General features: G+C 62.1%; 30 protein-coding genes. 14 read left to right on the top strand and 16 right to left on the bottom strand.

Going from position 1 to position 26095, the window contains the following annotated elements; genetic code table 11:
* Nucleotides 1–37: 37 nt before the first annotated feature.
* Nucleotides 38–334 carry an antibiotic biosynthesis monooxygenase gene (locus ACFX5Q_RS21875; RefSeq protein ID WP_120018249.1) on the top strand — a complete coding sequence of 99 codons (297 nt, stop codon included), beginning with the start codon at nt 38–40 and terminating at the stop codon, nt 332–334.
* 49 nt (nt 335–383) lie between these two features.
* On the opposite strand, the gene ACFX5Q_RS21870 is transcribed toward ACFX5Q_RS21875, so the two are convergent.
* The 3 genes from ACFX5Q_RS21870 to ACFX5Q_RS21860 all read right to left on the bottom strand — a co-directional run bounded on the left by ACFX5Q_RS21870 (nt 384) and on the right by ACFX5Q_RS21860 (nt 2061).
* The gene (locus tag ACFX5Q_RS21870; protein ID WP_404281337.1) at nt 384–863 is read right to left on the bottom strand and encodes an SRPBCC domain-containing protein; all 480 of its coding nucleotides are present in this window, start codon (nt 861–863) and stop codon (nt 384–386) included.
* Between the two features lie 67 nt (nt 864–930).
* Nucleotides 931–1215, bottom strand: a complete 285-nt coding sequence (locus ACFX5Q_RS21865) for a hypothetical protein (protein WP_404281336.1) — start codon at nt 1213–1215, stop codon at nt 931–933.
* A 99-nt stretch (nt 1216–1314) separates the two neighbouring features.
* The gene (locus tag ACFX5Q_RS21860; protein WP_404281335.1) at nt 1315–2061 is read right to left on the bottom strand and encodes a DUF899 domain-containing protein; all 747 of its coding nucleotides are present in this window, start codon (nt 2059–2061) and stop codon (nt 1315–1317) included.
* A 118-nt stretch (nt 2062–2179) separates the two neighbouring features.
* Between ACFX5Q_RS21860 and ACFX5Q_RS21855 the strand changes: the two genes are divergently transcribed.
* Both ACFX5Q_RS21855 and ACFX5Q_RS21850 read left to right on the top strand, forming a co-directional pair.
* Nucleotides 2180–3400: a helix-turn-helix domain-containing protein gene (locus ACFX5Q_RS21855; RefSeq protein WP_404281334.1), complete on the top strand. Its 1221-nt coding sequence runs from the start codon at nt 2180–2182 to the stop codon at nt 3398–3400.
* A 35-nt stretch (nt 3401–3435) separates the two neighbouring features.
* The gene (locus tag ACFX5Q_RS21850; protein ID WP_404281333.1) at nt 3436–4068 is read left to right on the top strand and encodes a PQQ-binding-like beta-propeller repeat protein; all 633 of its coding nucleotides are present in this window, start codon (nt 3436–3438) and stop codon (nt 4066–4068) included.
* A 56-nt stretch (nt 4069–4124) separates the two neighbouring features.
* On the opposite strand, the gene ACFX5Q_RS21845 is transcribed toward ACFX5Q_RS21850, so the two are convergent.
* Together ACFX5Q_RS21845 and ACFX5Q_RS21840 are read right to left on the bottom strand one after the other, a co-directional pair.
* Complete coding sequence (locus ACFX5Q_RS21845) at nt 4125–4430, bottom strand: hypothetical protein (protein WP_192181564.1); 306 nt, start codon at nt 4428–4430, stop codon at nt 4125–4127.
* 224 nt (nt 4431–4654) lie between these two features.
* The gene (locus ACFX5Q_RS21840; protein ID WP_404281332.1) at nt 4655–5461 is read right to left on the bottom strand and encodes a class I SAM-dependent methyltransferase; all 807 of its coding nucleotides are present in this window, start codon (nt 5459–5461) and stop codon (nt 4655–4657) included.
* A gap of 155 nt (nt 5462–5616) precedes the next feature.
* On the opposite strand from ACFX5Q_RS21840, the gene ACFX5Q_RS21835 reads away from it, so the two are divergent.
* Together ACFX5Q_RS21835 and ACFX5Q_RS21830 are read left to right on the top strand one after the other, a co-directional pair.
* The gene (locus tag ACFX5Q_RS21835) at nt 5617–6516 is read left to right on the top strand and encodes a VOC family protein (protein WP_404281331.1); all 900 of its coding nucleotides are present in this window, start codon (nt 5617–5619) and stop codon (nt 6514–6516) included.
* A 26-nt stretch (nt 6517–6542) separates the two neighbouring features.
* On the top strand, nt 6543–7148 hold the full coding sequence (locus tag ACFX5Q_RS21830) for a sulfotransferase family protein (protein ID WP_192181567.1): 606 nt from the start codon (nt 6543–6545) through the stop codon (nt 7146–7148).
* Nucleotides 7149–7544: 396 nt separating this feature from the next.
* On the opposite strand, the gene ACFX5Q_RS21825 is transcribed toward ACFX5Q_RS21830, so the two are convergent.
* On the bottom strand, nt 7545–7847 hold the full coding sequence (locus ACFX5Q_RS21825) for a hypothetical protein (protein ID WP_192181569.1): 303 nt from the start codon (nt 7845–7847) through the stop codon (nt 7545–7547).
* A 231-nt stretch (nt 7848–8078) separates the two neighbouring features.
* Here ACFX5Q_RS21825 and ACFX5Q_RS21820 point away from each other — a divergent pair, with 231 nt between their 5' ends.
* From ACFX5Q_RS21820 to ACFX5Q_RS21785, 8 genes are all read left to right on the top strand, one after another.
* Nucleotides 8079–9221, top strand: coding sequence for a helix-turn-helix domain-containing protein (locus ACFX5Q_RS21820; RefSeq protein WP_404281330.1), 1143 nt, complete (start codon nt 8079–8081; stop codon nt 9219–9221).
* 330 nt (nt 9222–9551) lie between these two features.
* On the top strand, nt 9552–11294 hold the full coding sequence (locus tag ACFX5Q_RS21815) for a putative bifunctional diguanylate cyclase/phosphodiesterase (protein WP_404281329.1): 1743 nt from the start codon (nt 9552–9554) through the stop codon (nt 11292–11294).
* Between the two features lie 176 nt (nt 11295–11470).
* Nucleotides 11471–11992, top strand: a complete 522-nt coding sequence (locus ACFX5Q_RS21810) for a ubiquinone biosynthesis methyltransferase UbiE (protein ID WP_404281328.1) — start codon at nt 11471–11473, stop codon at nt 11990–11992.
* Nucleotides 11989–13158, top strand: coding sequence for a methyltransferase domain-containing protein (locus tag ACFX5Q_RS21805; protein ID WP_404281327.1), 1170 nt, complete (start codon nt 11989–11991; stop codon nt 13156–13158). Before ACFX5Q_RS21810 ends, ACFX5Q_RS21805 begins: the two co-directional genes overlap by 4 nt.
* Nucleotides 13155–15521 carry a SpoIIE family protein phosphatase gene (locus ACFX5Q_RS21800; RefSeq protein WP_404281326.1) on the top strand — a complete coding sequence of 789 codons (2367 nt, stop codon included), beginning with the start codon at nt 13155–13157 and terminating at the stop codon, nt 15519–15521. Before ACFX5Q_RS21805 ends, ACFX5Q_RS21800 begins: the two co-directional genes overlap by 4 nt.
* Before the next feature lie 2 nt (nt 15522–15523).
* Nucleotides 15524–16084, top strand: a complete 561-nt coding sequence (locus ACFX5Q_RS21795) for an ATP-binding protein (protein ID WP_404281325.1) — start codon at nt 15524–15526, stop codon at nt 16082–16084.
* 18 nt (nt 16085–16102) lie between these two features.
* Complete coding sequence (locus ACFX5Q_RS21790) at nt 16103–16441, top strand: hypothetical protein (RefSeq protein WP_404281324.1); 339 nt, start codon at nt 16103–16105, stop codon at nt 16439–16441.
* A 300-nt stretch (nt 16442–16741) separates the two neighbouring features.
* Nucleotides 16742–17362: an RNA ligase family protein gene (locus ACFX5Q_RS21785; protein WP_404281323.1), complete on the top strand. Its 621-nt coding sequence runs from the start codon at nt 16742–16744 to the stop codon at nt 17360–17362.
* Nucleotides 17363–17451: 89 nt separating this feature from the next.
* On the opposite strand, the gene ACFX5Q_RS21780 is transcribed toward ACFX5Q_RS21785, so the two are convergent.
* The gene (locus ACFX5Q_RS21780; RefSeq protein ID WP_404281322.1) at nt 17452–18183 is read right to left on the bottom strand and encodes a DUF2270 domain-containing protein; all 732 of its coding nucleotides are present in this window, start codon (nt 18181–18183) and stop codon (nt 17452–17454) included.
* Between the two features lie 404 nt (nt 18184–18587).
* Nucleotides 18588–18836, bottom strand: coding sequence for a hypothetical protein (locus ACFX5Q_RS21775; protein WP_404281383.1), 249 nt, complete (start codon nt 18834–18836; stop codon nt 18588–18590).
* On the opposite strand from ACFX5Q_RS21775, the gene ACFX5Q_RS21770 reads away from it, so the two are divergent.
* Nucleotides 18765–18980, top strand: a complete 216-nt coding sequence (locus ACFX5Q_RS21770) for a hypothetical protein (RefSeq protein ID WP_404281386.1) — start codon at nt 18765–18767, stop codon at nt 18978–18980. The two genes, ACFX5Q_RS21775 and ACFX5Q_RS21770, sit on opposite strands and share 72 nt — an antisense overlap.
* Nucleotides 18981–19030: 50 nt before the next feature.
* On the opposite strand, the gene ACFX5Q_RS21765 is transcribed toward ACFX5Q_RS21770, so the two are convergent.
* The 8 genes from ACFX5Q_RS21765 to ACFX5Q_RS21730 form a co-directional block, all read right to left on the bottom strand.
* Nucleotides 19031–19822, bottom strand: coding sequence for a DsbA family protein (locus ACFX5Q_RS21765; RefSeq protein WP_404281321.1), 792 nt, complete (start codon nt 19820–19822; stop codon nt 19031–19033).
* Between the two features lie 63 nt (nt 19823–19885).
* Nucleotides 19886–20566 carry an SCO family protein gene (locus ACFX5Q_RS21760; protein ID WP_404281382.1) on the bottom strand — a complete coding sequence of 227 codons (681 nt, stop codon included), beginning with the start codon at nt 20564–20566 and terminating at the stop codon, nt 19886–19888.
* A 66-nt stretch (nt 20567–20632) separates the two neighbouring features.
* On the bottom strand, nt 20633–21070 hold the full coding sequence (locus ACFX5Q_RS21755) for a TlpA disulfide reductase family protein (protein WP_404281320.1): 438 nt from the start codon (nt 21068–21070) through the stop codon (nt 20633–20635).
* Between the two features lie 108 nt (nt 21071–21178).
* On the bottom strand, nt 21179–21619 hold the full coding sequence (locus tag ACFX5Q_RS21750; RefSeq protein ID WP_404281319.1) for a DUF411 domain-containing protein: 441 nt from the start codon (nt 21617–21619) through the stop codon (nt 21179–21181).
* 29 nt (nt 21620–21648) lie between these two features.
* Nucleotides 21649–23085, bottom strand: coding sequence for a multicopper oxidase family protein (locus tag ACFX5Q_RS21745; RefSeq protein WP_404281318.1), 1437 nt, complete (start codon nt 23083–23085; stop codon nt 21649–21651).
* 145 nt (nt 23086–23230) lie between these two features.
* Entirely contained in the window at nt 23231–23707 is a 477-nt protein-coding gene (locus ACFX5Q_RS21740; protein WP_404281317.1) for a hypothetical protein, read from the bottom strand.
* A 93-nt stretch (nt 23708–23800) separates the two neighbouring features.
* Nucleotides 23801–24367 carry a cytochrome c gene (locus ACFX5Q_RS21735; RefSeq protein ID WP_404281316.1) on the bottom strand — a complete coding sequence of 189 codons (567 nt, stop codon included), beginning with the start codon at nt 24365–24367 and terminating at the stop codon, nt 23801–23803.
* Nucleotides 24364–25860, bottom strand: a complete 1497-nt coding sequence (locus ACFX5Q_RS21730) for a multicopper oxidase family protein (protein WP_404281315.1) — start codon at nt 25858–25860, stop codon at nt 24364–24366. The genes ACFX5Q_RS21735 and ACFX5Q_RS21730 overlap by 4 nt, the downstream gene beginning before the upstream one ends.
* Nucleotides 25861–26095: the final 235 nt, after the last annotated feature.

Here is a 26095-nt window from a genome sequence, read left to right as displayed (position 1 = left end):
GACCGGAGCGCATGACTTGAACCGATGGGAGGAAATTATGACCGCCTACAATGTCGTCCGTTTTCGCACCAAGCCAGGCAAGGAAAAGGCTTTCATCGAAGCGCATGAGAAAATCGCGCTCAACGCCGCGGGCTTTCGCAAGGGCGCCCTGATCAAGACCGGCGAAGGCACGTTCTGCTTTGTCGGCGAGTGGAACGACATGGACAGCCTCGCCGCCGCGCGGCCATCGATGATCGGCCTTCTCGACACATTCCGCGATACGCTGGAAGACCTCGGCGGCAATCTCGGCGTGACGGACCCGGTCTCGGGGACGGTTGTCGCGGAAGTGCACTGAGGGAGCAACAGCCAATCCCCCCTCGCGATCCACCCCTCGGGGGAACCAGCTAGGCAACAAGCGTCCGTTCGCTGTCGGTCATGGGGTCCCCGACATTGGGATGCCCTTTGCCTGTTGCGATCAGGCTGCGCAGACTGCCGTTGATATAGGTGCGCCATCCGTCGGAGCAGGCGTCGTAGCACTCATAGTCCGGAACCAGGCCCTGGTGGGTGAAGCGGACCTCGGTCTTGCCGTCCTTGCCGGAGATATCGAAGATGATCTCCGTGCCCGTCCATTCGGTCTTGTCCTCGGTAAAACTGAAATAATTGTCCAGCACGCGCCAGGCGTCCTTCTTACCGGCGACGAGCTCCGTCACCTTGATCTTGCAGCGGTGGAGATCGCTATAGTGGTAGTTGAAGTCTTCGCCGGATTTGTCGGTTCGGCCTTGGATTTCTTCCGACCACCATCCGCGGACATTGTTGATGGCCGTAAAAGCTGCTTCCGGCGTCTGGTCCACCGTGAAGGCAGTGGTGAAATTGCGATTGGTCATGACGGTCTCCTGTTTCGTGATGGGTCTGCTTGTCAGCGATCAAAAGGGTTCAAATGCCTGAGGTTGGTTATTCCCGGCCCGGGCGTGCCTGCCGGCCGGAAATCACCCGCAGCCAGGGCGCCAAATGGAAGGCGCTCATCAACAGATACATCGCCGGCATTCCGGTGAGCGGCGAGGCATTCGCGCCCATGCACAGCGTGGCCGCATCGCCACCCTGAACACAGGTGAGCAGCGCCATCAGCGCAAAGGTCGGTGCCGCGGCAAGGCACAGCCAGTCGGTGGTGCCAAGGGTAACTGCATTGGCTTGATCACTGGGGATCGCACCACCGGTGCCTGCATGGGTCTCGCTCATGGTCTCTTTCCCTTGATGGAGCGCAATTGCGCCACTGGCACGTGTCAGGGGAGGCCGCCCGCTCGCCGACGGCACCGGGCGCCCTGCCAAACCCGCCAGCTAGTTGTTGTCCCGGAAAGCTGCCTCTCCGGCATCCGACACTTCGGCCCATTTCTTGTCGGGCGCGGCGTCGTAATTGTCGTGCCAGTTCCACCATTTGTAGGTCGGGGTTTGCGGATAGCCTTCGGGCGAGTCCTCCCAGACCTCCTGGCGGCCGAGCGGCGTGGCGTCGAGGTAGCTCCAGACGGTGCCCATCGCCTCGTCGCCGCGGCTGTTGATGAGGTAGGTGCGGAAGATGCGGTCGCCGTCGCGGATGAACACGTTGTGGCCGTGCCATTCGTCGACGCCGAAGTCTTTGTCGAAGCTGTCGGTGATGGTGTACCAGGGCATCTCCCAGCCCATCCGCTTCTTCAGCCGCGCAATGTCTGCCTGCGGAGCGCGCGAGGCGTAGACGAGCGTGGTGTCGCGGGCGTTGAGATGGGCGAGATTGCCGACCTGGTCAGCGCCCAGCGAACAGCCGCGGCAGGCGTGATCAGGCCAGCCATAGACGCCGGGCTCGAAGAAGGCGCGGTAGACGATCAGCTGTCGGCGGCCGTGGAACAGGTCGAGCAGGCTCGCCTTGCCGTTGGGTCCCTCAAACGTGTAAGTCTTGTCCACTTCCATCCACGGCATCCGCCGGCGCTCGGCGGCTAAAGCGTCCTTGGCGCGGAGCGTGGCCTTCTCCTTCACCAGCAGCTTTTCGCGCGCGGCTTCCCATTGCTGCTGCGAAACAACAGGCGGTGTCTTCATTGCGGTGTGCTTGGTCATGGTCTTCTCCTTTGCCAGTCTGTCGTCACGCCGTTGCGACGTGTTGTTGGTTGCCGATGGTGAGATAGAGTAGGGCCCTGTGCCGAAAGGTGGGAGTTACAAGTGTGACGGGATTTGAATGGACTCGCTGATCACCGCGGCTGGGCTGGCGCTGGCGGCCGGTGATCCGCTCGGCGCGCTCGACCGCGTCGCCTTGCGTGAGGATGCACCGGCGCTGGCGCTGCGCGGCATCGCCATGGCACAGCTTGGCGACCTCGATCGCGCCAAGCTGCTGCTGCGGCGCGCCGTGCGCGGCTTCAGCCCGAAAGAGCCCGTGGCGCGCGCCAGATGCATTGTTGCCGAGGCCGAGATCGCGCTGGTCTCGCGCGATCTCGGCTGGCCGGCCAAGACGCTCGACGCGGCGCGGGCGACGCTGGAAAAGCATGGCGACCGGCTGAACGCAGCGCACGCTGGACACCTCACGGTGCGGCGCCTGCTGCTGATCGGCCGCCTCGACGAAGCCGAGCGTGTGCTGGCCGGGCTCGACCCGGCGCCCCTTCCGCCGGCCTCGCGGGCCGCGCACGAGCTCGCCGTCGCCGGGATCGCGATGCGTCGCCTCAGGACGAAAGCAGCGCGCGAGGCGCTGGAGTGGGCGAGGCTGGCCGCGAACCGGGCCGGCATTGCCGGGCTGACGGCGGAGGTCGACAGTGCATTCCTGGCGCTGGAGACACCCGCGGCGTGGCTGATCGCCAAGGGCGAAGAGCGCCCGCTGCTGCTCGAGGAGGTCGAGGCGTTGCAGGCCTCGCCGGCTCTGGTCGTCGATGCCTTGCGCCATCTCGTGCGCAAGCAGGAAGCGACAATCTCGCTGGCCACGCGCCCGGTGCTGTTTGCGCTGGCACGGGCGCTCGCCGAAGCGTGGCCGGGGGATGTGTCGAGAGAGGAACTCGTGGCACGGGCTTTCGGCGGCAAGCACGCCGATGAATCGCATCGCGCCAGGCTGCGGGTCGAGATCGGCCGGCTGCGCGCCGAACTGCGGCCGCTGGCCGACATCGGCGCGACCAAGCGAGGCTTCGCGCTGACGCCACGCCAGGCCGGCGAGGTGCTGGTGCTGGCGCGGCCGATCGAAGAGCGGCACGCGGCGGTGCTGGCCTTCCTTGCCGATGGTGAATCCTGGGCCAGCTCGGCGCTGGCGCTGGCGCTGGGCGCCGGACAGCGCAGCGTGCAGCGGGCGCTGGAGCAGCTCGCCTTGACCGGCAAGGTGCAGTCATTCGGGCACGGCCGCGCGCGCCGCTGGATGACGCCACCGGTGGCCGGATTCACGACCACCTTGTTACTCCCGGCACCGCTGCCGAACGGCTAGGAGCTATCATTGATAATCTTGGCGAGGACAAAGATATGAAACATGCAGCGGCCGAAATCCTGCGCGAATACGGACCCTTTCCGGGGGTGGACGCCGTGCATGGGGTGAGCTTTGACGGAAAGAATGTCTGGTTTGCCTCCGGCGAAAAGCTGACCGCCTTCGACCCGGCAAGCGGTGAGACGCTGCGCTCGATCGATGTCGCCGCCCATGCCGGCACCGCCTATGACGGCAAGCACCTGTTCCAAATTGCCAAGGACCGGATCCAGAAGATCGATCCGGACACCGGCCAGGTGCTGGCCACGATTCCAGCACCGGGCGGCGGCGGCGATTCCGGGCTCACCTGGGCCGAAGGGACGCTCTGGGTGGGCCAGTACCGAGAGCGCAAGATCCACCAGATCGACCCCGAGACAGGGGCAATCCTGCGCACCATCGAATCCAACCGCTTCGTCACCGGCGTGACATGGGTCGACGGAGAACTGTGGCACGGCACCTGGGAAGGCGACCAGGGTGATGTGCGGCGCGTCGACCCGCAAACCGGAAAGGTCCTGGAGCGGCTGGACATGCCGGCCGGCACCGGCGTGTCCGGCCTCGAATCCGATGGCGGCGACTGCTTCTTCTGCGGCAGCGGATCCGGCGGAACGGTGCGAGCGGTGCGCCGGCCGAGGTAACGACCGAAGGGGTCAAACCCGATGCGGTTGCACTGGTCGTCGCCGGCCGCTCCCGCTCATATGCCGGAGCCGTCGAGCAGCGGCACGTCTTCGCCTTCCCAGGGCGCCGGCATCGAGGCCCGGCCCGGATTGGCCCTTGGCAGCGGCATCCAGCATTTCAGCTCCGGGTCGGCATATTCGACCACCCGGCCCGGCGAGGAGTCGGAGGCGCGCCAGCCTTCGGCGCCGAACTGGTCGGCGCGCGACCAATAGGCCATGTCGACTTCCGCTGGCCCCTGTTCGGACGGCCGCACTGTGACCAGGATGCGGCTGCCGTCCCGTGGCGCGCTCGACATGTGACGCCACTGATCGGGTTCGTCCATTGCATTTCCTCCCTGCAGTCTGCGCCGGCTGGCTGGACCCGATAGTCGCTTCGTGCCCGGGAGCGGTCAACCCGAACTTTCCGCTAAAGCAATTCCAGGAAAAATGCGTAGCGGTTTTCCGTCCGGAATTGCGTCAAAACAAAAGGATGGAGCGGTTCTGCGTTTCCGCGAAACGGTGAACCGCTCCGGAGAGCGATATCGTTCCTGGTCTGGCGCAGCGACCTTCAGCTTACCTTGGCTTGCACTGCCCAGGCTCTGGTTTTCATGGGGATTGATCCGTCCTCGCCGCGCGGCAGGCTGTCACGCAATTTCTCCATCAGGCGCTGGCGGGCTGGCGGTTCGAGGCTCATGCAGTAGCCCGGCGCCGGACCTGCGCCCAGCGTGAAGGGGCGCCAGTAGTCGTCAAAGTCCTTGAACACAGCCGGCATTTCGATCTGGGTGCAGTCGATGGAAACCAGTCCCGCCGTCTTCACGAGGTCGGTCAATCCGTCCGGTGTGCAGAATGGAAAGCGTTTGTCCTCGGCAAGGTCGATGGCGGCGGGGTCGAGGGCCGTCGCTGCTGTCCAGAATGCCCGCATGAATTCCACGCCGCCGCCAGGATAGTCCCATACATAGAGCCCGATCGCCGCTCCAGGGCGAGCAACCCGCCGCATCTCCGCGAGCGCCTTCTGCTTGTCGGGGATGAAGTTGAGGACCAGCGCCGACACGACCACGTCCTTGCTGCCCGATTGGACGGACAGCGCCTGCGCATCACCTTGGGCAAACTCGACACGGCCGTCAGGCACGTTTGCGCGCGCCTTGGCGAGAAAGCCCTCCGAGGGATCTATCGAGACCAGGCTCGCGGGGCTGCATCGCGCAAGGATGGCCGCGGACAGCGCCCCGGTTCCACACCCCACCTCCAGCCAATCCAGCCCCTCGGGCGGATCGAGCCAATCCAGGAAGAGAGGAGCGATCTGACGGCTCCATCGCCCCATATAGAGGTCGTAGCTGTCTCCCGCCTGCCAAGCGTCGTGACGCGTTGCCTGAGCCATCGCAATCTCCTAGCGAGATCGTTTTCAGACCATTGGACTGCAGGATACGCCCGCCTCCCTGACAGGACCAGTGGGACGCGCGACCGGTCACTTTGCACAAGACAGCTATATCGTTCAAAGCTAATGTTCTGAGGCTGCAATCCGGACGACGATCGATGAGCGAAGAATTGCTGGCCAGCGCGACCTGTCTCGGGCCGGTTCATCTGCGCGTCATCGATATCGCAGCGGCCTTGCCGGTCTGGGTCGACGCGGTCGGCCTCGCGGTGCTTAGCGATGATGGCGCAACAGTCGGACTCGGCGTCGATGGCAAGGCGCTGATCGTGCTTCATGCCGGGGCGGATGCCGTGCTGCCGCCGAAGTCGCGCGATCTCTTCCATGTCGCCATCCATGTGACGACGCGCAAGGAATTGGCGCGCGTTGCCGCCCGGCTCAAGGCGTCGGGGCTGAGACACAGCGCCCAGGACCACCTGATCTCCGAATCCCTCTATGTCTCCGACCCATCCGGCAACGGCATCGAGATCTGTTTCGACACGCCCGAGCGTTATGCCTCGAGACAGGAGACCGCGGACGGCCGCGTCACCCTGATCGCCAGAGACGGCAGCGCCCATTCCGGCCTCGAGCCGCTGGATGTCGCGGGCTTGCTGCGCGAGCTCGGCAATTCCGGCCATGTCGAACCCATGCTGGCGGCGCACGCCTTCATCGGCCATATTCATATGCGCGCCCGCTCGCCGGAAGCGCTGATGGCATTCTATCTCGGCGCGCTCGGCTTCGGGCCGCACATCCAGTCCCGCTCGTTCGGCCTGTTCGACTGCGGCACCGACCGGCGCCCGCACATGGTCGCCTTCAATATCTGGGCTCGCGACGAATTGCGCGAACCGCCGCCCGGTGCCGCCGGTCTCGATCATTTCACCGTGGTGGTTCCATCGGCTGAAGATCTCGCTGCGGTCGCGCGGCGGCTCGGCAACGCGAACCTGCCTTCGACGCAAACGGATGGGGCACTGCACCTCGCTGATCCCGAGGGCAACCGCCTGCGGATCGTGGTGGCGGGAGACTGATCTGCTCGATCAAGGGGAGGGGTGGCATGGCGATCAAAATAATAGGAACCGGCTTCGGCCGCACCGGCACGGATTCGATGCGCGAGGCGCTTGCGATCCTGGGTTACGGCCCCTGCCACCACATGTCCGCGGTCAACACCAACGAAGAGCAGAAGCGGCTCTGGCGCGCGCTGGCCAAGGGTGCCGCGCCCGACTGGAACACGCTGTTCTCCGGCTATGTCTCCTGCATGGACTGGCCGTCGGCCTATTACTGGCGGGAGTTGATCGATTTCTACCCCGACGCCCGCGTCATCCTCACCTGGCGCTCGCCGGAAAGCTGGTGGGAGAGTTTCGAAAAGACGATCGTTGCCGGCATCGCCACTAGCCAGGAGCCGGATTCGCTAGGCGTCGCCCTCATCGCCAAGCAGGTCTTCGCCGGCCGGCCGCAGGATCGCGCGGCCGCGATCGCCGCCTATGAGGCCAATGTCGAGGGTGTCATTGCCACAGTGCCGGCCGAGCGCCTGCTGGTCCACAGGCTGGGCGACGGCTGGGAGCCGCTCTGCGCCCATCTTGGCGTTGCCGTGCCGGACCAGCCCTATCCTAACCGCAACAACACGAAGGACTTCCGCTCGACATGGCTGTCGCTGAAATAGGGATCGCACTTTTCAAAGCGATGGGCGATTGCCGCGCTCAGACACGCTCTAATGCCCGCTTCCCCCGACCTTTTGCCGACGAGATCTGACCGCCTCCATCAGTTCGCGCTCGCTGGTGTGAGCATTTCGAAAAATGGCCACAACCATCACCGCCAAGATTTCGGTGTCCGGGTCCAAAGGGTCGAGATGCTCATCCGCACAGACCTGATCGAATACGCGTTCGCAAATAGCCAGATCGTGAGGGCTGAGGCAGGTGCGATTGAAACGTCGACGCAGCATCCGTGCGAACCTTTCAGGGCCCGCTACCCGTGCTTGCGGCGGGCTTTTTTGCTGATGAACCGCTGAAGCGATGGACTGCTTAAGTGACAATATCGTCTGCAGTGTATTTGAATAAGTTTACTTGTTTGCTGATGATTGCTCTGTAATTAATCCCAAAATCAGCGCACACTCACGAGCTTTATATTGTCCAGCAACCATAAGTTGGTAATAATCTTGCCGTTTGTGTTCCGGAACATGAAAGCCGCGTCGAAATTCCGCCGCCTCTTTCGGTGTTCGAGTGCAGCCGAGTTTACTGGCGGTGACTTTCAAACTCGCCAGGGAGCATCCGATCTTTGCCGCAATATCCTTCAACGGTTCGTTGTTACCGTATCCATCAAGAATTATCCTGCGACGAGCTTCGCTGTTGAGCTTTGTGGTCACTTCGGTGGTCTCCTCAACTAATATTTCACGATGCTCGATTCTATACGCATCAGGTTGAAGAGTGTCGTTAGCTTCGCATCCAGAAACTTATCTCGGAATGCATTTCTTGCCGTAATCCAGCGTGATCGCCGTTTCAGTCGACTCGAGTCCGCCAGTCTTGCCAGATGCCTGAGTTACACCACATGATTGAGAGGGGCATGGGCATAGCCGATTCGGATATGGCACCACGCGATGGACGCTAAAAGGCAAGACAAGACCTCTGCGAAGCAGGCACCGGAGCGTGATCGACGTCGCTGGGCACGCGAAGCTCAACCTCACAATGAGGCTGCTCCGTTACTCGCGCCGGCGCTCGAACCTCTGCCCTTTTCAACGCTCGAACTGGCGCCAGAGGATCAATTCGCCGCTTGGCAAGCGCATATGGCGCCGCTTGTCGAGGTCAGGTTGCCGGATGACAGATCGCTGGACGATGGCTTTCCCGCCAACCACACGGCTTGGAACCTCGGTGGCATGCTGATCGTCCAGCAGCACGCTCCGGCACATAGTTACATCCGTTCTGCCGCTAAGCTTCGGTCCAGCTCGATCGATCACTGGTATATCGTCTTGCCACGTATTGGCCGGTCGTGGACAGAGGTCGATCGCCGTGTTGCAGAAGGCCAGCCGGGCAAATTGGAGATCAGGTCGCTTGGCTATCCGTTTCGCGGGAGGACAACGGACTCCGAAAGTCTCTTTCTCTATCTGCCGCGTGATTTGTTCTCTGATGCGGCGGCAACTCTCGACGCAAAGAACAATTCAATTCTGTCCGGCAACTTTGCCAACCTCTTGGTTGACTACGTCAACAGCATTGAAGCAAGGCTGCGCAGTCTCACGGCTGAAGATCTGCCTCGCATCGTACACGCAACACGCAGCATGATCATTGCCTGCCTCACGCCTCCGGCGGAACATGTTGCGGCCTCCGAACAATTGACGAGTGTCGCGTTGATGGAGCGAGCGCGTCGATACGTCCAAAACAATCTGGATGCGGCTCATTTGACACCGGATACAATGTGCCGGGCGCTCGGCGTATCACGCTCTCGTCTCTATCAGTTGTTCGAACCGAGCGGTGGTGTTCTCCATTACATACAAAGTCGCCGCCTTCTGGCAGCCCATATTGCGCTTAGCGATCCGGCGGACAGCCGGCGTATAGTTGAAATTGCTGAAGCCTTCGGGTTTAGTTCTGCGGCGAATTTCAGCCGGGCATTCAGCAAGGAATTCGGTTACAGCCCCCGCGAAGGCCGGACTGCTGTGGTATTGCCGCGCCCCGCCAACTCTGTTTCGCTTGCGGGACACGAGAAGGCCCCTTCCTTTGAAGGTTGGCTCAAAGCGCTCGGAAACTGAATTGGGGATCGGCGATCTTGGGACGGGGCGGGGCTCAAAACAGGCTTGCCGGGGCGGGGAAGGCCACGCCGCCTCATAGATCACAATACTTCGTGTCGCGTCCACCGCGCCGCCAATCGTATGGCTAATCCCCGCCAATTCCCGATTTATTAACGAGTTGCGACTGTTCATCGTTATTGATAATTTTCCGCCAATTGCAGCGGAGCGTACATTGCAACTACGCCGCATGCGGCGCTTGTTAAGACTGCGAGTTGAAAGTTTGCCAAGCTTGATAGTTATGTTATTTCTAGACTGGGGGACGCGGATTTGCACCGTTTACGGAGGTGGCTCTTGCATCCAGAGGCATCAGGCGTCGGCACCGAGAGTGAGGGGCCTTCCTCGAGCGATGTTCCACGTGCCGGCGAAGCGCTTCTCGCTGACCTTTTGGCGAACACGACCGAACTTTTGTCGTTCTATGACCGCGACTTCAACCTGACGCACTACGCAACCAGGCTCAAAGGTGTGTACGGAGGCGCGGTGGCGCCGGGCGCCGCTGTTTGGGAGATCTACCCGAGCTTCCTCGATGCGAGGCATCGCGACGAATTTCTTCGTGTGCTCCACGGCGGCTCTCCGGCCAGCATCGATTTGCCGCGATCGTCGGGCCAAGCGCCACGGTCCGCTTTCGTCTTCGCTACTGCAAATGGTGTGGGAATCATCGAATCAAGGGAGCACGGCGGGCGGAGCGCGGCGGAGGAACAGGAGCATGTAATTCTGCTCCACCAGGCGACGCACGACGTGCTGACCGGCCTGCAGAATCGGCGGAGATTCGGCGAGCGGCTGCAGCAGGCACTGGAGGCCATCGGCGGACCAAAACCGAAAGCCGCCCTGCTGCAAATCGACCTTGACGATTTCAAAGCGGTCAACGACACGCTCGGCCATGGAGCAGGCGATACGCTTCTTCAGCTCGCGGCAGGTCGAATCCGCGACGCGCTGCAGGACGGCGAATCCGCGTACCGGTATGCCGGCGATGAGTTCGCTGTCATCCAATTGGGAAAGGATCAGCCGGCGGAAGCCGAGCGCCTCGCCGGATCGCTGGTCGAAGCGTTCAAGGAGCCGTTCGTCATCAACGGCATTGCCGTCTTCGTCGGCTCGAGTATCGGAATTGCTTTCGGGCCGGAGCACGGGACCGATGGCGAGCAGCTGATGAAAGCTGCTGACATTGCACTTTACGCAGCCAAGACGGATGGGCGCGGTTGCGCTCGAACGTTCAACCGTTCGATGCTGCTCTTGCTCGAGCAACGCGAGAATCTGAGGCGCAGCCTTCGAACCGCTCTGGAGCGGGGCGAGCTTTATCTGGAGTATCAGCCGCTCATTCGGCCTCCCTCGTCGGTGATCGGTTTCGAAGCGCTACTGCGGTGGCGGCATCCCGAGATCGGAATCATTCCACCCAGTGTGTTCATACCGATCGCCGAAGCCGACGGTCTGATGGACGAGATTGGACGATGGGTGCTCGAGCAAGCCTGTCGCCAGGCATTGACGTGGCCCTCCTCGCTGACGGTCGCGGTGAACCTGTCGCCGGCTCAGTTCCTTAGCGGTTCGCTGACGGACACGGTCGCTCAGGTCATCGACGCAGTGGGAATCCGAGCAGACCGACTTGAACTCGAGATAACCGAGACGGTTCTTCTTGAGAAGACGATCGACAATATCGACACGTTAAATACCCTGAACGTCTTGGGGATACGAATATCGCTCGACGATTTTGGAACATACTATTCATCGTTGAGCTACCTTAAGAACTTTCCTTTCGACACGCTGAAGATAGATCGATACTTCATCGCGGACCTGGAGACCGACCTCAAAAGCCAGACCATCGTGCGATCGATCATGAATCTGGCGCACGGCCTGGGAATAAGCGTTACCGCCGAGGGGGTCGAGACGTCGGCACAGGCACGGTGGCTGATCAAGGAGAATTGCGATTGCCTGCAAGGGAATTTCCTGGGACGCCCGCTCGGAGCCGAGGCAACCAGCGATTTCATCAGGCGGTCCCCGCTGAGGGTGGTACGAGCGATGGAGGGATCAAATCGGGCGGTCTAGCGCCTTGCACCCTTTGTTAACTGTGAAGGGGAGATTTGTAGAAACGATCGAGGCAGATACCGCGCATTCTTCGAGTCGATGCGAGACTGACTCATAACGGGCCGCGGTGAAATTATCCGCCTCGGAGGTCATCGCCCCACCAGGGCACAGTACTGATGGAACAAGGGAGGATGCCGATGGAACCTGTTCATCATGACCTGGCTGGCGGGCCGGCTTTTGAGCCCATGATCCAGATTGACATGGAAATCAAAGCTTTTGTCTCCGTTTGGAGACACTGCGATTATGTCTCGACATACATGGCCCGGATGATCAGTCAAAACAGGTCAGACTCGGTCCGGCATTCAAATCTCTTTTCCTCTGCCTTCAACGAATTGCTGGAAGTCGCCTTTCGTACGCGCCATGCCGACGGCGAACTGGCATGCAGGGTGTCCCGCCATGGCGCGACGGACAGGATCGAGCTGATACTTCCTTGTGTGCCAGAGGAGCGCCGGTTCTACGAAGAAGCCGTATCGCAAGTCGCAGGAATAGAGGCCAGGGAGCGATACCTCAATTCGGTGTCTGGCGATCTCGCGCCCAGCCGGGAGGTCGTACTCCTGGAACTGGCTGTCGACTACAACGCGACACTCAGGCTGGAGGAAGCCGATGGTGATGCAATCAAGCTTGTCGTGGATCTTCCGCTTGAGGGCCTGCGAAATTGAGCCTTCTCCCGCGTTTCAAGGCGCAATACGACGCCAACAACCAGGAGTTCTCCATATCGGGGGTGGTCCGGCCTCAGGCCATCGATGAGCTTGGGCCCAGCATAGCATTGCTCCGCGATGCGATCGGCCGGGTGCGCGGCGTTCTCTACGTCAACGTCAGACGCCTGACGCAGATGAACAACGCTGCGTTTCACGCCTTTTCAAGGATCATCATTGACGCTTGCCGCGCTCGGCCCGATCTCAAATTCGTCGTCATCACGTCAAGTGTCGTCGGATGGACGTCGCGAAAATTCGGTCGCTTGAGCGGAATCGAACCGAACATCACGGTCGAAGAGTATGACAGCGAATTCTATCCGGGGCAGGGCTTCCTTGAGGAAGGCGGGTTCGTTCCAATCCTGCGCACACAGACAAAGATGACCTGGCGCCACGAGCGCGCGATCTTGCCGCGACACGGCATGAGGCCCGGGATTGTCATGGCCGACATCTGTTGCGGGATCGGTGATTTCGCCGTGCTCGTGCAGAAGGAGTTCCAGCCGTCGCGGATCGTCGCCCTCGACCACTCCATATCAAGCCTGGATTATGCTCGACGCGTGATGCGGGAGTTCGATATCCGGGGCATCGAATATACCTATGGCGATGCGTCGGAGATGCTGCTCGACGAAGCGCAGTTCGACTTGGTGACCTGCCGCCACTCCCTTCAAATCTTCAATCGACCTGAACTCATCCTCAAGGAGCTCTACCGCATATGCAAGCCAGGCGGGCGGGTCTACATCACCAACGAGAAAAATTCGCATTGCCTCGGCGAGCCGCGCGCCGAAAGCATTCGTTGGACCTACAACGAGGTGGCGAAGCTGTTCGGGCATTTCGAGATGGACGTCGAGCTTGGGCCCAAGAGCCGGCGATACCTGATCGAAGCCGGATTCGAAGACATCCGTGTCGAGACCTTCATGGTCACTAACCTGGACGGCGATCCGCAGGATTTTGCCGATGTCATTGCGGCCTGGGCCGATGTCTATGCGGGCGAGATGGCGAGCAAACGCGGCGACTGTCCGGAGTTCGTCGCACGGTTCCGGCAGGGCTTCCAGGACCACATTTTCGCTGCGCTCCATCCCAAGGGTTATGCGGGTTGGCCGATCTGGGTCGCATCGGGGCGACGGCCGCAATGAAAACCGACAGTGAGCCCACACCGCGCTTCGGCCTGCGCTCCTTTCGAGCGAAGTTCGTATTGGTCGTTGGCGGCGCCGTACTGTTCGATCTCCTGCTGAGCGGTGGTCTGGCGCTTTGGAACGTTCAAGAGCTGTCGCGCGATGCCACGTCGGAAGTCGGTGAGGGCCTGACGACCGCAAACGAGGAATACCTTCGTTCCTATGCCGATTCGACAGCATTGAGTGTCGACCTGCTGCTCGATCGGGTTCATGGGGACGTCAAGGCGCTGGCCGGCGTGCTGCAGGCCCAGATCGACGATCCGATGAGGCAGCAACAGGTCGGAGCGACCCTTTCGCATGAGACGCCCGGCTCCGTGAAGGTCGTCTACGACACGCAGGGCGATTGGGCGCAGAATCTGCCGGGCGCGCCTTCCGTGGTAAGCGTCTGGGGCTACCTGCTGGGCGCCGACCACAGTCCGTTGCCGGCCGTTCAGCAGGAAATAGAAGACAGTACCGTGATCGATCTCGTCGCGCCGACTCTCATGGCCAGCGGGTCGTCCAAACTGCAGATGTACTACATTGGTCCCAAAGAACGGCCGATCTTCAGGACGGTACCGTATACGGACCAGGCACAGACCTTCGACCGGCTCTATCCAGGCCACAACAAGGCGGAGTTCTGGGAGTTTTTCTTTCCGGGAATCTATGGGTCATGGCAGCAATGGGCCAAGGATCCAGCCTCACGTCCGGTTCCTGACGACATTACCCAGACGGCGCCTTACACCGATGCAATCACGGGAAAGCTGATCGTCAGCTTTTTCCACCCGCTGTGGACGCGCGATCGCACCGGTATCGCCGGTACGGCAGGAGCAGACATCACTCTCGATCAGCTCGCGGAAGTCGTCGAACGTGTGAAGATCGCTGAAACCGGGTTCGGCTTCCTTACGATGTCGACTGGCAACGTGGTGGCGATCAATCCGTCGGGCCAGGCGATCATCGGCCTGACTTCATCGAGCGATGCGGGCACGCAGGGCGTCACCGGCCTGGAGAGGTCTCTGCGGGGAAGTACACAGCCGGCTATCGCGTCGCTGCCTCTCGACCAGAACAATGACGGGGTCATTCAGCATATCATGCTCGACAACAAGGGCGAACGCGTCCCCTACATTGTCGTCCTCAAGAGATTGAAGCCGACCAATTTGTGGAGTTCGGGACCGATCAAGTCCGAAACGATGTCGGTCGGCATCGTCGTTCCCGAACGGGAGATCTATGCATCCCTGTTCGCCGCTCAGGAGAGTATTTCTCGCGCAACCAATCGTATCCTGCTGTTTCAGATCGCCGCGATCGTCGTTTCGCTTCTGATTGTCTTCGCGGCCGTGCTCGGAATTTCGAAGCGGATCACCGCGGGCCTCAGGGCGCTTGCCAGCGCCGCCCAGCGGCTCCAGTCCAAAGATTATTCAGTCCGCGTGAGCATTCCGACGCGCGACGAAGTTGGAGCGGCAGGGATAGCTTTCAACCGGATGGCTGAGCAGATCAGCTTTCACACGGAAAACCTCGAGCAACTCGTCGACGACCGAACCAGAGAGCTCGGGGACGCAAATCAGGAGATATCCGCACTCAATGAAAAGTTGCGGGACGAGAACGTCCGCCTCGGTGCCGAGCTCGCAGTTGCCAGGCAGATCCAGATGATGGTCCTGCCGAAACCATTCGAACTCGAAGCGATTCCGGGGCTGGAGATCGCAGCCTACATGCGGCCTGCCGACGAGGTCGGCGGTGACTACTACGACGTCCTGCAGAACGGGTCACGGGTCAAGATCGGGATCGGCGATGTGACCGGTCATGGTCTCGAGAGCGGCGTGCTGATGCTGATGGTCCAATCCGTTGCACGCGCGCTGCAGGAGACCAACGAAGGGGATCCGCACCAGTTTCTGGATCGGCTGAACAGGGCGATCTACAAGAACATTGAGCGCACGAACACGGACAAGCATCTCTCGCTGGCCTTTCTTGACTTTGAGGGTGAGCAGGTAACGCTATCCGGCCAGCATGAGGACGTTCTGGTCGTCCGTGCGGGTGGGGAAGTCGAACGCATCGATACGCTTGATCTGGGTCTGCCGGTTGGTCTGGAGCATGACATCTCGCAGTTCATTGCCACGCGCGACATCGTGTTCGGGAGTGGCGACGTGATCGTGCTGCACACCGACGGTGTGACCGAGGCGGAAGACCAGGACCGAAGGCTATTCGGGTTCGAGCGCCTCTGCCAGAGCGCACGAAAACGTTATGGCAGGAGCGCAGAGGAAATCAAAACCGGGATCATTGAGGATCTTATGGCCCATATCGGAATCCAGAAGATCCACGACGACATCACCCTCGTAATCATAAGGCACACATAGGAATGACCACGCTGTTCGGTACCCCTGACCTTGCTATCGGGATGATGGAAAGTGTCAGCCGGGTGCGGCTGTTCGACGGACCTCTCGACTTGAGTTGGCGTCATTGTGCTACGACTTCGGACTTCATCGCCGATCTTTTCGCATTGCGCTTTCAGTCGTCCCGCAACGACTACAAGGAAGTGCGGCACAGCATCGGGTATCTGGTCAACGAGCTCATCGAAAATGCCGTCAAGTTTCGCGCACCGGGCGAAATCGTGATCGAGGCGTCGATGGATTCGGAGTGCTTCAAGCTCAAGGTGTCGAATGACCTCGATGGTGAAAACGCGTCCGAGTTCCAAAGTCTCCTGGCGGACATCACGGTTGGCGACCCCAGAGACCTGCTGATACAGCGAATCGAAGCGAATGCTGCGAACCCCGACGTGGTACGCTCAGGACTCGGATTGCTGACGTTGATGAGCGACTATGACGCGCGTTTGGCTTGGATATTCAGCTCTGCCGACGAAAGCGATCGGATTTGCCTGGAGACATATGCCTCCATTCCGATCTCGCAAACGCACAACTAGATGAAACGAAGCCAGGCCATGGAAATCAAAACAGACGACTACCGCGTGTGGATCGAAGGAAGCGATATCTTTTTCGACGGTGCAATGCGGCTTGCCAGTTCCGAGGCTGGTGCACCCATCATGGCTTTGGCGATCGGTGTTCTTGCCTCAAATCCCTCTTCCGTTACGCTCAATTTAAAGGACCTTCAGTTTCTCAATTCTTCCGGTATCAACCTGCTGGCGAAATTTACCATCGAGGTGCGCAAGCATCCCGATGTTCGACTCATCGTGCGTGGAACGCCCGACATACCCTGGCAATCGAAATCATTGCCGAATCTGAAGAAGCTGCATCCCGCTGTGGTGCTTTTGATGGACTGACCAGGTCGCCCAAAATTTGCAGGGGACTGCGTGGGCCGGCAACCCGAGATAGCATAGGCCAGCCGGGGACGGTGCGAGAGCCTGTACCGACAGTGAGAACGGTGCAGGATCGCCGCCTACAGCGAGATATGTACGCCCGGACAAGTATTTGGATGCGAAGCTAACGACAATCCGGCCTCGTGCGTAGATGTTCGTAGTGGCTTGGCGGGGGCTCGGCACAGGCGGCAGGCGTCCACGTTGGGGGGATGTCGGGCCGCCTGTGCCGATCATGCCGCCGCCACGCGGTCAAAGGTGGTCGTCTTGAGTAAGCGTCCCAAAGTCAGCAGCGGCCGGCTGCAGTTCATTCCGCCGCAGATCCCGACTCCGGTCGAGCACCCGCCCGAAGATGAGGGATGGGTTCACGAGATCAAGTTCGACGGCTACCGGACACAGATCATCATCGATAAAGGCGGCGTGCGTCTCTACAGCAAGAACGGCCACGACTGGACCACAAAATACTGGCCCATCGCGCTGGCAGCCGAGCTGCCATGCCGGGCTGCCATTCTCGACGGCGAGGTCATTGTAGCGGGCGAGCAGGGCGCTCCCGATTGTCCCGCGCTGGAAGCCGCGATCTGGAACGAGCCGAGCCGGTTGGTGTTCGTCGCATTTGACATTCTCCATCTCGACGGTCGCAATCTTGCCTCCTTGCCCCTGCTGCAGCGCAAGCAGGCGCTGTGGCAGCTGGTTGAGCCCGGCCTCGGCAAGATCCAGTACAGCGCGCATTTCGAAGGCAGTGCGCTAGCGATCTTCCGCGCCGTCGATGAGATGGGGCTCGAGGGCATCATCTCCAAGCGCGCCGACAGCCGCTACAGGAGCGGATCGTCGAACACATGGCTGAAGGCCAAATATTCTGCGCCCATTGCCGTGCCAGACCAGCCTTGATCCCAACCGCAACAGCGCAAGGACTTCCGCTCGACAATGTCGCTGAAATAGGAACCGAACGTTTCGGAACGATGGCGGAATTGCCATGCTCACACATGCACGGTGCCATGCGACAGCTCGCCTTCCTCACTGCTGACGAGCAAGGCCGCGGCGAGCAGCGCGGCATAGCAGAACCCCACTATGCACGCGACGACGATGCCGGGCACGGGACCGAGCGATGCTACCCGCATCGCGTCGAGGAACGAGGCGCCGAAGCCGATCGGTGACCCTTCGCGCTGCAGGCTGGGCGTCGTGATCTTCAGCACCCAGGCCAGCATCAGGATCGTGTACATGAAGAGGTAGTTGCGACGAAGCCGCCGCACCAGGGCCGCACGCTGCGAGATCAGGAAGCGGGGCGAGCGCAAGCCTTCACCGACAATGGCCAGCCAGTTGGAGGCGTAGTCCGGCTGCGGCGAGAAGATTTGCGCGAAGTAATAGCGTTCGAACTGGCGTACCCGGGCCCGGTAGACGTCGAAGAAGCGGTAGCGCCGCGCCTCGATCCACAACAGCAGCGTGATCAAAAGCATGGCGAACAGCAGCACGCCGTGATGGGCGCTGGGCGTCGACAGCGACACCGACAGCATGGCGGCGACGACCGTGATCGCCCAGTTGCTGGTCCGGTCGAGCCGGTCGCGCCAGCCGGCCATGCGGCCGATCTCGGCGCGATGGAAATGCGACATCGTCGTTGCCAGTTCCGATGAGGTGAGCTTCATCGCGAACGCATCCGACGCCCGCGGCGCTGCTGCCGCCTCGGTGGATTTCACGGTCTGGACCTGGGACATCCCCTGCCATGCGCCTCCCGAACACAATGGCCGGCCGAAACAAACCGGCCACACCCCGAAAAACACAACGCGCGGCCGGCTGAAACGTTCCAGCGCGGCTCAGAATGTCTGGCGTGGAAAAATAGGGCGACCGACGAGCGGGGGGCGGGGGGGTGGGTTTCGCCGGTCACCCAGGACAGGGGGCCATGAATAAAGAAAGCGTAGGCCCTGACCCCACTATGCCATTGGCATGGCTGCGAGAACAGCCTTCTCTGTTAGTCAGTTCCAGAACGCCTGAACGCGTCTCGCCGCCGCTCGGAGCCGCTGCTTGTCTTCCTCTTACCGCTCGCGCTTGGCGCGGAGCGCTTCAGCCCTTGATGTCCGCGCTCGCTTTCGCGGCCGCTACCAGCTGGATCGAGGGCCGCTCACCGGGGGGGCTGGTCTTGGCGACGACGACCCTGTCGCGTCCTTCGCCCTTGGCATCGTAGAGCGCGTGATCGGCGGCATTGGTGGATTTCGGCCCAGCCCGCGCCATGCTCGGGGTAGGCGGCGACGCCGAACGAGACCGTCACGGTGCCCAGTGTGCGACCGCGATGCGTCAGATGCAGCTGCCTGATAGCCTGGCGCAGCGCTTCCGCCCGCTCGGCGCCTTCCTCGAGCGAGCATCCCGGCATGACGATGGCGAATTCCTCGCCGCCATAGCGCGACACGACATCGCTGTCCCTGGCGTGCTCGCGACGCGCGGTGGGCTGAAACGTTCCAGCCTCTTCGTATCGGGGAATGAGATCAGCGCCGGTTGGCGCGGAGCATTCCCCTGAACAGATATTCCGATAGTTCCGCCGAGAACGAACCTTGCGTCGGTTCGATATCATTTGCCGCTTTTTGCCTGCTCGATCAGTTTCTTCAGCGTTGCCAGATCGGTCGCGCCGGGGAAGATCTGGTCGCCGGCGACGAAGCCTGGTGTTCCCGTGATCCTCAGCGCCTGGGCCAGCTCCACATTGCGGTCGATTAGCGCCTGAATGTCGGGCTGCTGCATGTCGGTTTTCATGCGCTCGACATCGAGCCCGGCCTCAGCGGCGATCTTGAGCACGACCGCCTCTGTCACCCTTGTCCTGGACCCAAGGAGCGCCTTGTGAAACGCCGTGTACTTACCTTGCTTGTCGGCGGCGAGCGCCGCCTTGGCCGCAAACATCGAATCCGGGCCGAGGATGGGGAATTCCTTGTAGACGATCCTGAGCTGCGGATCGTCGGCCACGGCCTGGTCCATGATTGGCGCCATCTGCCGGCAATAGGGGCAATTATAGTCGAAGAATTCGACCAGCGTGACGCTGCCTTGCGCATTGCCGCCGACCGGGCTCTGCCTGTCGTGGAAGATGTCGTCTGCACGCGCCTTGAGCACCGCCTTGGCCTGGGCTGCCTCCGCTTCACGTTGGCGCTGGTCCAGGCTTTGCAGCGCCTGCACGAGAACCTCTGGGTGCGCGAGGATATAGTCGTGTATCCGCTGGTCGAGCTGATCTTGGGACATTTCGCCTGCGGCGTTCGCCGATTGCAGCGCCCCTTGAACCCCTGGATCGAGCAGGAACCATCCCGTCATTCCTACAAGCAGGAGGGCGCCAAGGATGCCGCGATATCGGTTCACCTCCTTTGCTCCTGTGCTCATGTTCGTCTCCCCTTGCTATCCGTTAGGACCGCCGGATGCCGGCGTGCCGCCGGTGAGAAATGGTCAAAATAGGCTCTTCAATTTCGCCAGCCAGCCTTCGTCCTGTTCGTGGTGCGGGCGCTCGACATTGTTGGTCAGCGCGTTGACGAAGGTGATGAGATTGACGGGCGCGAAGTTCAGGCCGTGGAAGTTCGCCCGCCAGCGACCCTCCTTGTCGATCACGTGGGTGACGGTGCCGTGCATCTGGTAGCCGTCGTCGCTCAGGCTGAACTTGTGGCCGAAGGCTTCTGCAAGTTTGCGGGTCGTGTCCTCGGGTTGATCCTGGGTGGTGGTCAGGAACAGCCAGTTGACCGGATCGAGCCCATGCGCCGGCCCGTAGTTGCGAAGCACTTCCGGCGTGTCCCTCGTCGGGTCGGTGGTGATGGTGACGAAGGTGACCTGGCCCTTCATCGGCGTGCCGTTCACCATTTTCTGGATTTCGGCGATCTTCTCGGCATGCAGCGGACACACGTCCGGGCACGAGGTGTAGATGAAGTGGAGGACGACGACCTTGCCGGTGAGGTCAGCCCGCCGCACGATACGCCCGTCGGCGGTGCGCAGCGTGAAGTCTGGCGCCGGTTTGTCGATCTGCTGGAAATATTTCTCGTCGGACTCCAGCATGGCGTCGACCTCGTCGAGCGTATGCGCCCTCGCGTGAGCGAAGCCGGCGACCAGCACCGCGAACGCTGCCAGCAGCACACGCATCCATTCGCTCCAACTCGGCGGGATATGACGAGCCGCCAGCGCGCTTTCAATTCTGACATGCATCGGTCATTTCCTTTCCCGGTTTGCGGCGATGCGGCCGCGGATGAAGTCGACCATGTCGCGTGAGTCCCATTCAGCCGGCCCGATCAACCGGCCGATCTCCTTGCCTTCACGGTCGATCAGCAACGTCATCGGAAGGCCTACGGCGCCGAGCGTGAACATCGCCTTGGCGGAGCTGTCTATATTCAGGGCAAGGTGCGTGACGCCTGTTTCGGCGTAGAACTTTTTGACGATGTCCGGGCCCGCGCGGTCCATGGAGAGCGCGACGACCTCGAAATCCCGTCCGCCGAGCTTTTCTTGTAGCCTGTCAAGTGTCGGCATCTCCTTCCGGCAGGGCGCGCACCATGTCGCCCAGATGTTGAGCAGCACGACCTTGCCGGAAAAGCTGGCGAGCGTTTTCGGCTGGCTGGCGCCGTCGGTGAAGCTGATTTCCGCAACCGGCACGGGCGCCTCGTGAACCGCAAAGTTCTGCGGCGGTTCAGCGGCTGATACGGGCCGCCAAAACGTCAGCAACATCGCAATCAGGACCAATCGGCTCATTATCACGGCCGTTCATTCCGTGGCGTAGACAGTCGGCGCCTTGCCGTCCTTTGTGAAGGCATAGATCGTCCAGGTCCCATCCTTCTCGCCGCCCATGCCGGGCGCGCCCGTCGGCATGCCGGCCAGCGTGATGCCCGTGATGGCAGGACGTTCCGTAAGCAGCTTCTTGACGATGTCGACGGGCACCAGGCCGTCAACAATATAGCCGTCGACCATCAGCGTGTGGCAGCCTTGGAGGTCGGCCGGCACGCCGGCGTCGCTGCTGATCTGCGAGAGATTGTTGACCGACTTGATCTCGACCTTGAAACCGTTGTGCTCGAGGTAGTTGGCATAGGATTCACAGCAGCTGCATTGCGGGTTCTTGTACATCACCGCATTGATGGTCGCCGCGAACGCAGGCAGCGGCGTCGCGATCAACAGGGAAAGGGCGGCGAGGCGGTAGGTCAGTTTCATTGCAGTTCTCCTTGGTTGAACGAAGAGGTTCAGTTTACGCGGAAGACCGTCATCAGGCCGGCCATCTGGTGGTCGGCGACATGGCAGTGCAGCATCCAGTCGCCGGGATTGTCGGCGACGAAGGCGCATTCGATTATGTCTTTCGGGGCGAGCAGTACCGTGTCCTGCCACTGCCTATGCGGCACCGGCGAACCGTTGCGCGAAAGCACCAGCATGCTGAAGCCATGGACATGCATGGGATGCCACCACGCCGTTTCGTTGCGCATGGTGAGGTGGCAGGTGGCGCCGCGTTCAAGCGTGAACTGCGGTGCCATGCCTGCATGGCCGTCGCCGGTCATCGACATGCCATTGATCGCCCACGCAGCGCCGCCATGCATGCCAGGCGTCGCCATGCCCATCATGCCGCCGACGCCGGCGAGCTTGCCGCCACCCATCATGCCGCCCTGCAGCACGATCTCCTGGCGTACGACATTCGCGAGGTCCGGCGCGGGCAGCGGATTGAGCGGCAGGGCAAGCGACGCGTCGAGCGGATGCGCCCTGAGCGGCGGTTCGGCGTCATAGGCGAGCGTGGTCAGCGTATAGGCAAGCCCATCATAGAAGTCGTCGATCACGGCGTGCCGGCTGCCGGGGTCGCCCTGCATGTCGAGCACGATGTCGATGCGCATGGCTGGGGCCAGCACAAGGCGGCCACCCTCCGGTTCATGCGGATCGCAAGGCTGACCGTCTATGGCGATGGCGACCGGGCTGTGTCCTTGGAAGCGCAGCGCCATCATGCGCGCAAGCGAGGCATTGGCGAGCCGCAACCTGACACGCTCGCCCGCCTTGACGCTGAGGTCGGCCGGCGCTCTGCCGTTGATGGTGACGACATTGCCGACGCGGCCGGACATCGCCGCATCCATCGCGCTGCCGAAGCCGGCGGCGATCTGGCCGCCGGACGCGAGCCGCCAGTCTTGCAGCAGCCACAGAAGGTCGCGGTCGACGGCGACCGGCTCACGTTCCTCGACGATGAGCGCGCCGGCGAGCCCACGGCCGAGCTGCACCAGGCTGTCGGCGTGGGGGTGATACCAGAAGGTCCCCGCATCGGGCGGCGTGAATTCATAGACGAAGCTCTCGCCCGGCTTGATGGGTGGCTGGGTCAGGCCTGGCACGCCGTCCATGGCGTTCGGCAGGCGGATGCCATGCCAGTGGACGGTCGTGTCTTCCTCCAGCCCGTTCTCGACGGTGATGCGCACGGGCTCGCCTTGCCGCAGGCGCAGAATCGGGCCGGGGATGGTGCCGTCATAGGCCCAGACAGCGGTTGACGGCCCATCCGCGCCGCTGAATCGCGCCTGACCCGGCGCGACCTTGATCTGGCGTTCGTCCACGGCGGAGGCGCGGGCGGGACGCAGCGAAGCGGACACGGCAGCACCCGCCGCCGCGACGAGAAATCCGCGGCGCGAGACAGCAAAACTGAAATCGGTATTCACCTTGAACCCTTCTGGACCCACGAGACCGATGGAGCGGAGCGGCATTGGTTCTCGTCATTGCGATCTGCGAATTGGTCTCGACACGCGGAACGCGCGCAAAGACGATCAGACGCCGAAGTCGCCTGCCTGTGACAGGGACTGGGCGTCAGCTCAGATTGCTGGATCTGGGAGGGTATGGGTCGGGCAGGGAACTTCGCCCGCTGAGGAACGGGGTGGGCAGCGCCGGCGGCTGCTGTGGCCGGGGAACCGCCGTCACGGTGAGGTCTTGCGGCAGCACCGCGAGCACGGGCGCAATGCAGGTCGGTGGACAATGCATCGGATTGTCGCTGCCGCCGGCATCCTTGAGGCAAGCCTTGCAGTCGCCATCCATGGTGGCATCGGCTGCCATCTTGCCCATGCCAGTATCGGTAGACATGGCCATGCCGTCATCGGCTGTCATTGCCATCTTTGCCGACATCACGCTCGCCTGAGCGGCGGACAGGCTGAACCCTGCGGCCAGGAAGACCGCGAGCAGCATGACTAAGAGATGTCTTGGCGACAGCCGGGCCATCATCTGCCTAGGCTGGCCGCAAAGCACGGCTTTTGCAAGTCCCAAGCCCGTGATCACCCGGCGCTGCGACATCAAGACCGCTCGGCATGGCTTGGCGCCTTATCGCCCGGATCGACAGCCGTTGCAGTGGCAGATTGCTCGAATTGAGGCGACACGATGCCTGCATCACTCCACCTTCTGCCGGAATTTCGAATGGCAACTCGAGCAGTCCTGCAGGATGAGATGCAGCAGATGCTCGGCCGGCAGTTTGGCGGGGTCGGTTTCCGTGGCGTTAGGCCGCTTGCCGAGGAGGCTGCCGCCATCCATCGGCAGGCCCGCTCCCATCCGCATGTCGTCGCCAATTTCGGCCGGCGCCTTTTCGGCCTTGGCGGCGAGTGCTGCGGCGAGCCGGCCGATGTGACGGCCGAGTGCATCGAATTCAGGCCGCCCCTGGCCGATCTCCAGCTTGGCGCCTGATGGCGCGCCCAGCGTGCCCTCGGGGAATTCGGCGATCAGGGCAGGGCCGGTGCGGGCGCTGAGCGTCGCGGCCGCTGCCTTGAAGCCGGCGGCGTCATAGGCGCGCTTGCCGTCGAACATTTCGGCGACGGTTTTCGCCGCTGCCGCCATCTCTTTCATCGAAGCCTGGCGCGCCGTCACGATGGCTTCGCTCGGGGCCGCGGTCAGCGACGAGGCCACGACCAGCGATGAGGCCAGAGCCAGCATCGCCGCGGCGGACACGGTGCCGGTCCTCATGCCTGCACGTCGAGAACGCCCATCATGCCGAGCTGTTCGTGCTCGAGGATATGGCAGTGATACATGCGTGGCCCCGGCCGTTCCTGCCGCAGCAGGAGCCGCACCGTTTCGCCGCGCGCCACATTCACAGTGTCCTTCCAGGCAAGATAGGACGGCTTGGAGATGATGCCGTCGCGCTCGCGCTCGAACACCTGGAACTGCGTGCCGTGGACATGGAACGGATGGTCCATGTCGGCCTGGTTGACGATCTCCCAGAGCTCGGTCTCACCGGCCTTGGCGACAATGTCGACGCGGGCCATGTCGAAGGCCTTGCCGTTGATCAGGAAGCCCATCTCCATGCCGGTGGCGTTAATCGCCATGGTCTCGGTGAAGACCAGGCGCCGGCTGAGGGCAGGGGCTGGGAGCGGCGCGATCGGCCGCAGCCGCTCGGGCAGCGGCGGGACCGCTTGCACCGGCGTCTCGGAGACATCGACCGTGAGCAGCGTCAGTCCCGCATCGGCTGGGCGGCCGGGCCCCATCCAGCCGCGATCGTAGTCGGCGGGACCGGGCTTGTCGAAGGAGACGACCAGCTCGATGCGCTCGGCCGGGCTGAGCAGGATCTCGTCGGCCGTAACCGGCTTCTCCAGCAGGCCGCCATCCGTTCCGATGATCGTCGTCGGCGCGCCATCGAAGGCGAGCTTGAGGAAGCGCGCATTGGTGGCGTTGTAGAGCCGCAGGCGCCGCTTGGCGCCCTTCGCCACCGAAAGCCGCGGGTTCTTCTGGCCGTTGACCAGCACATAGTCGCCGACACGGCCGTTCATCAGGTCGCTCATGGTGTTGGCGGGCATCGAGCCGTCGGCGGCCAGCCGAAGGTCGCTCAGCACCAGCACAGTATCGCCATACTCGGCTGGAACCGGATCGACTTTGGACTTGACCACGAAGGCGCCGGCAAGGCCGCGATAGACCTGCTCGGCCGTCTTGCCGTGCGGATGAGGGTGGTACCAGTAAGAACCGGCGCTGCCGTCCGGCAGGTCGAAGGCATAGATGCGGTCATTGCCCGCTGCCACAGGATCCATCGGGTTGCCGTCCTGGTCGGCAGGCACCGGCATGCCGTGCCAGTGGATCGTGCTGGCTTCCTCGCCGATGCGGTTGGCGAAGGTGATCTCGACACGGTCGCCCTCGAATGCCTCGATCAGCGGGCCTGGGCTCTGGCCATTATAGGCAGGGATCGGCGTGTCCTGTCCCTCGGCAAAACACGCGACAGCGGGCTCGGCCGTCAGCCTCGCCTTGAACAGGCCGGGACGTGCGGCCTCGTTGGCCAACAGCTGCAATTCGCGCAGCGCCTTGCCCTCGGGCAGCATGGTCGCACCTTGCGACATGTCGCCCATATCGTGTCCTGAATGACCGCCCATCCCCGGCTTAGTGGACATGTGGTCCATTTTCATCTGCGCCAGCGCGCGCGGACTCGCCAGCACCGTCGCCAGGCCTGCCGCCAGAAAACCGCGTCGATGCATCTTTCGCTCCTCGATACGGATAGAAGAGGTCTCCGCCGGATTACCTCATCCCCGGATTCCGTCAGGCTAAGGGTTCCAGTAGCTGGAAGGTCAAGAACCTGCCTTCATCAAAGCAGAACATTACCATCGCGCTGGGGCTGAAGGCGGTGTTGACAGTGATCGGCATCACCGGTCTGTGGCTCGCCATCCTGGCCGACACCGGAGCGACGGTCCTGGTGACGGCGAACGCGATGCG

It is taken from the genome of Mesorhizobium sp. IMUNJ 23033 (assembly GCF_044778005.1).
Lineage (GTDB): Bacteria > Pseudomonadota > Alphaproteobacteria > Rhizobiales > Rhizobiaceae > Mesorhizobium > Mesorhizobium amorphae_A.
This window is presented reverse-complemented; position numbering and strand designations above follow the sequence as displayed.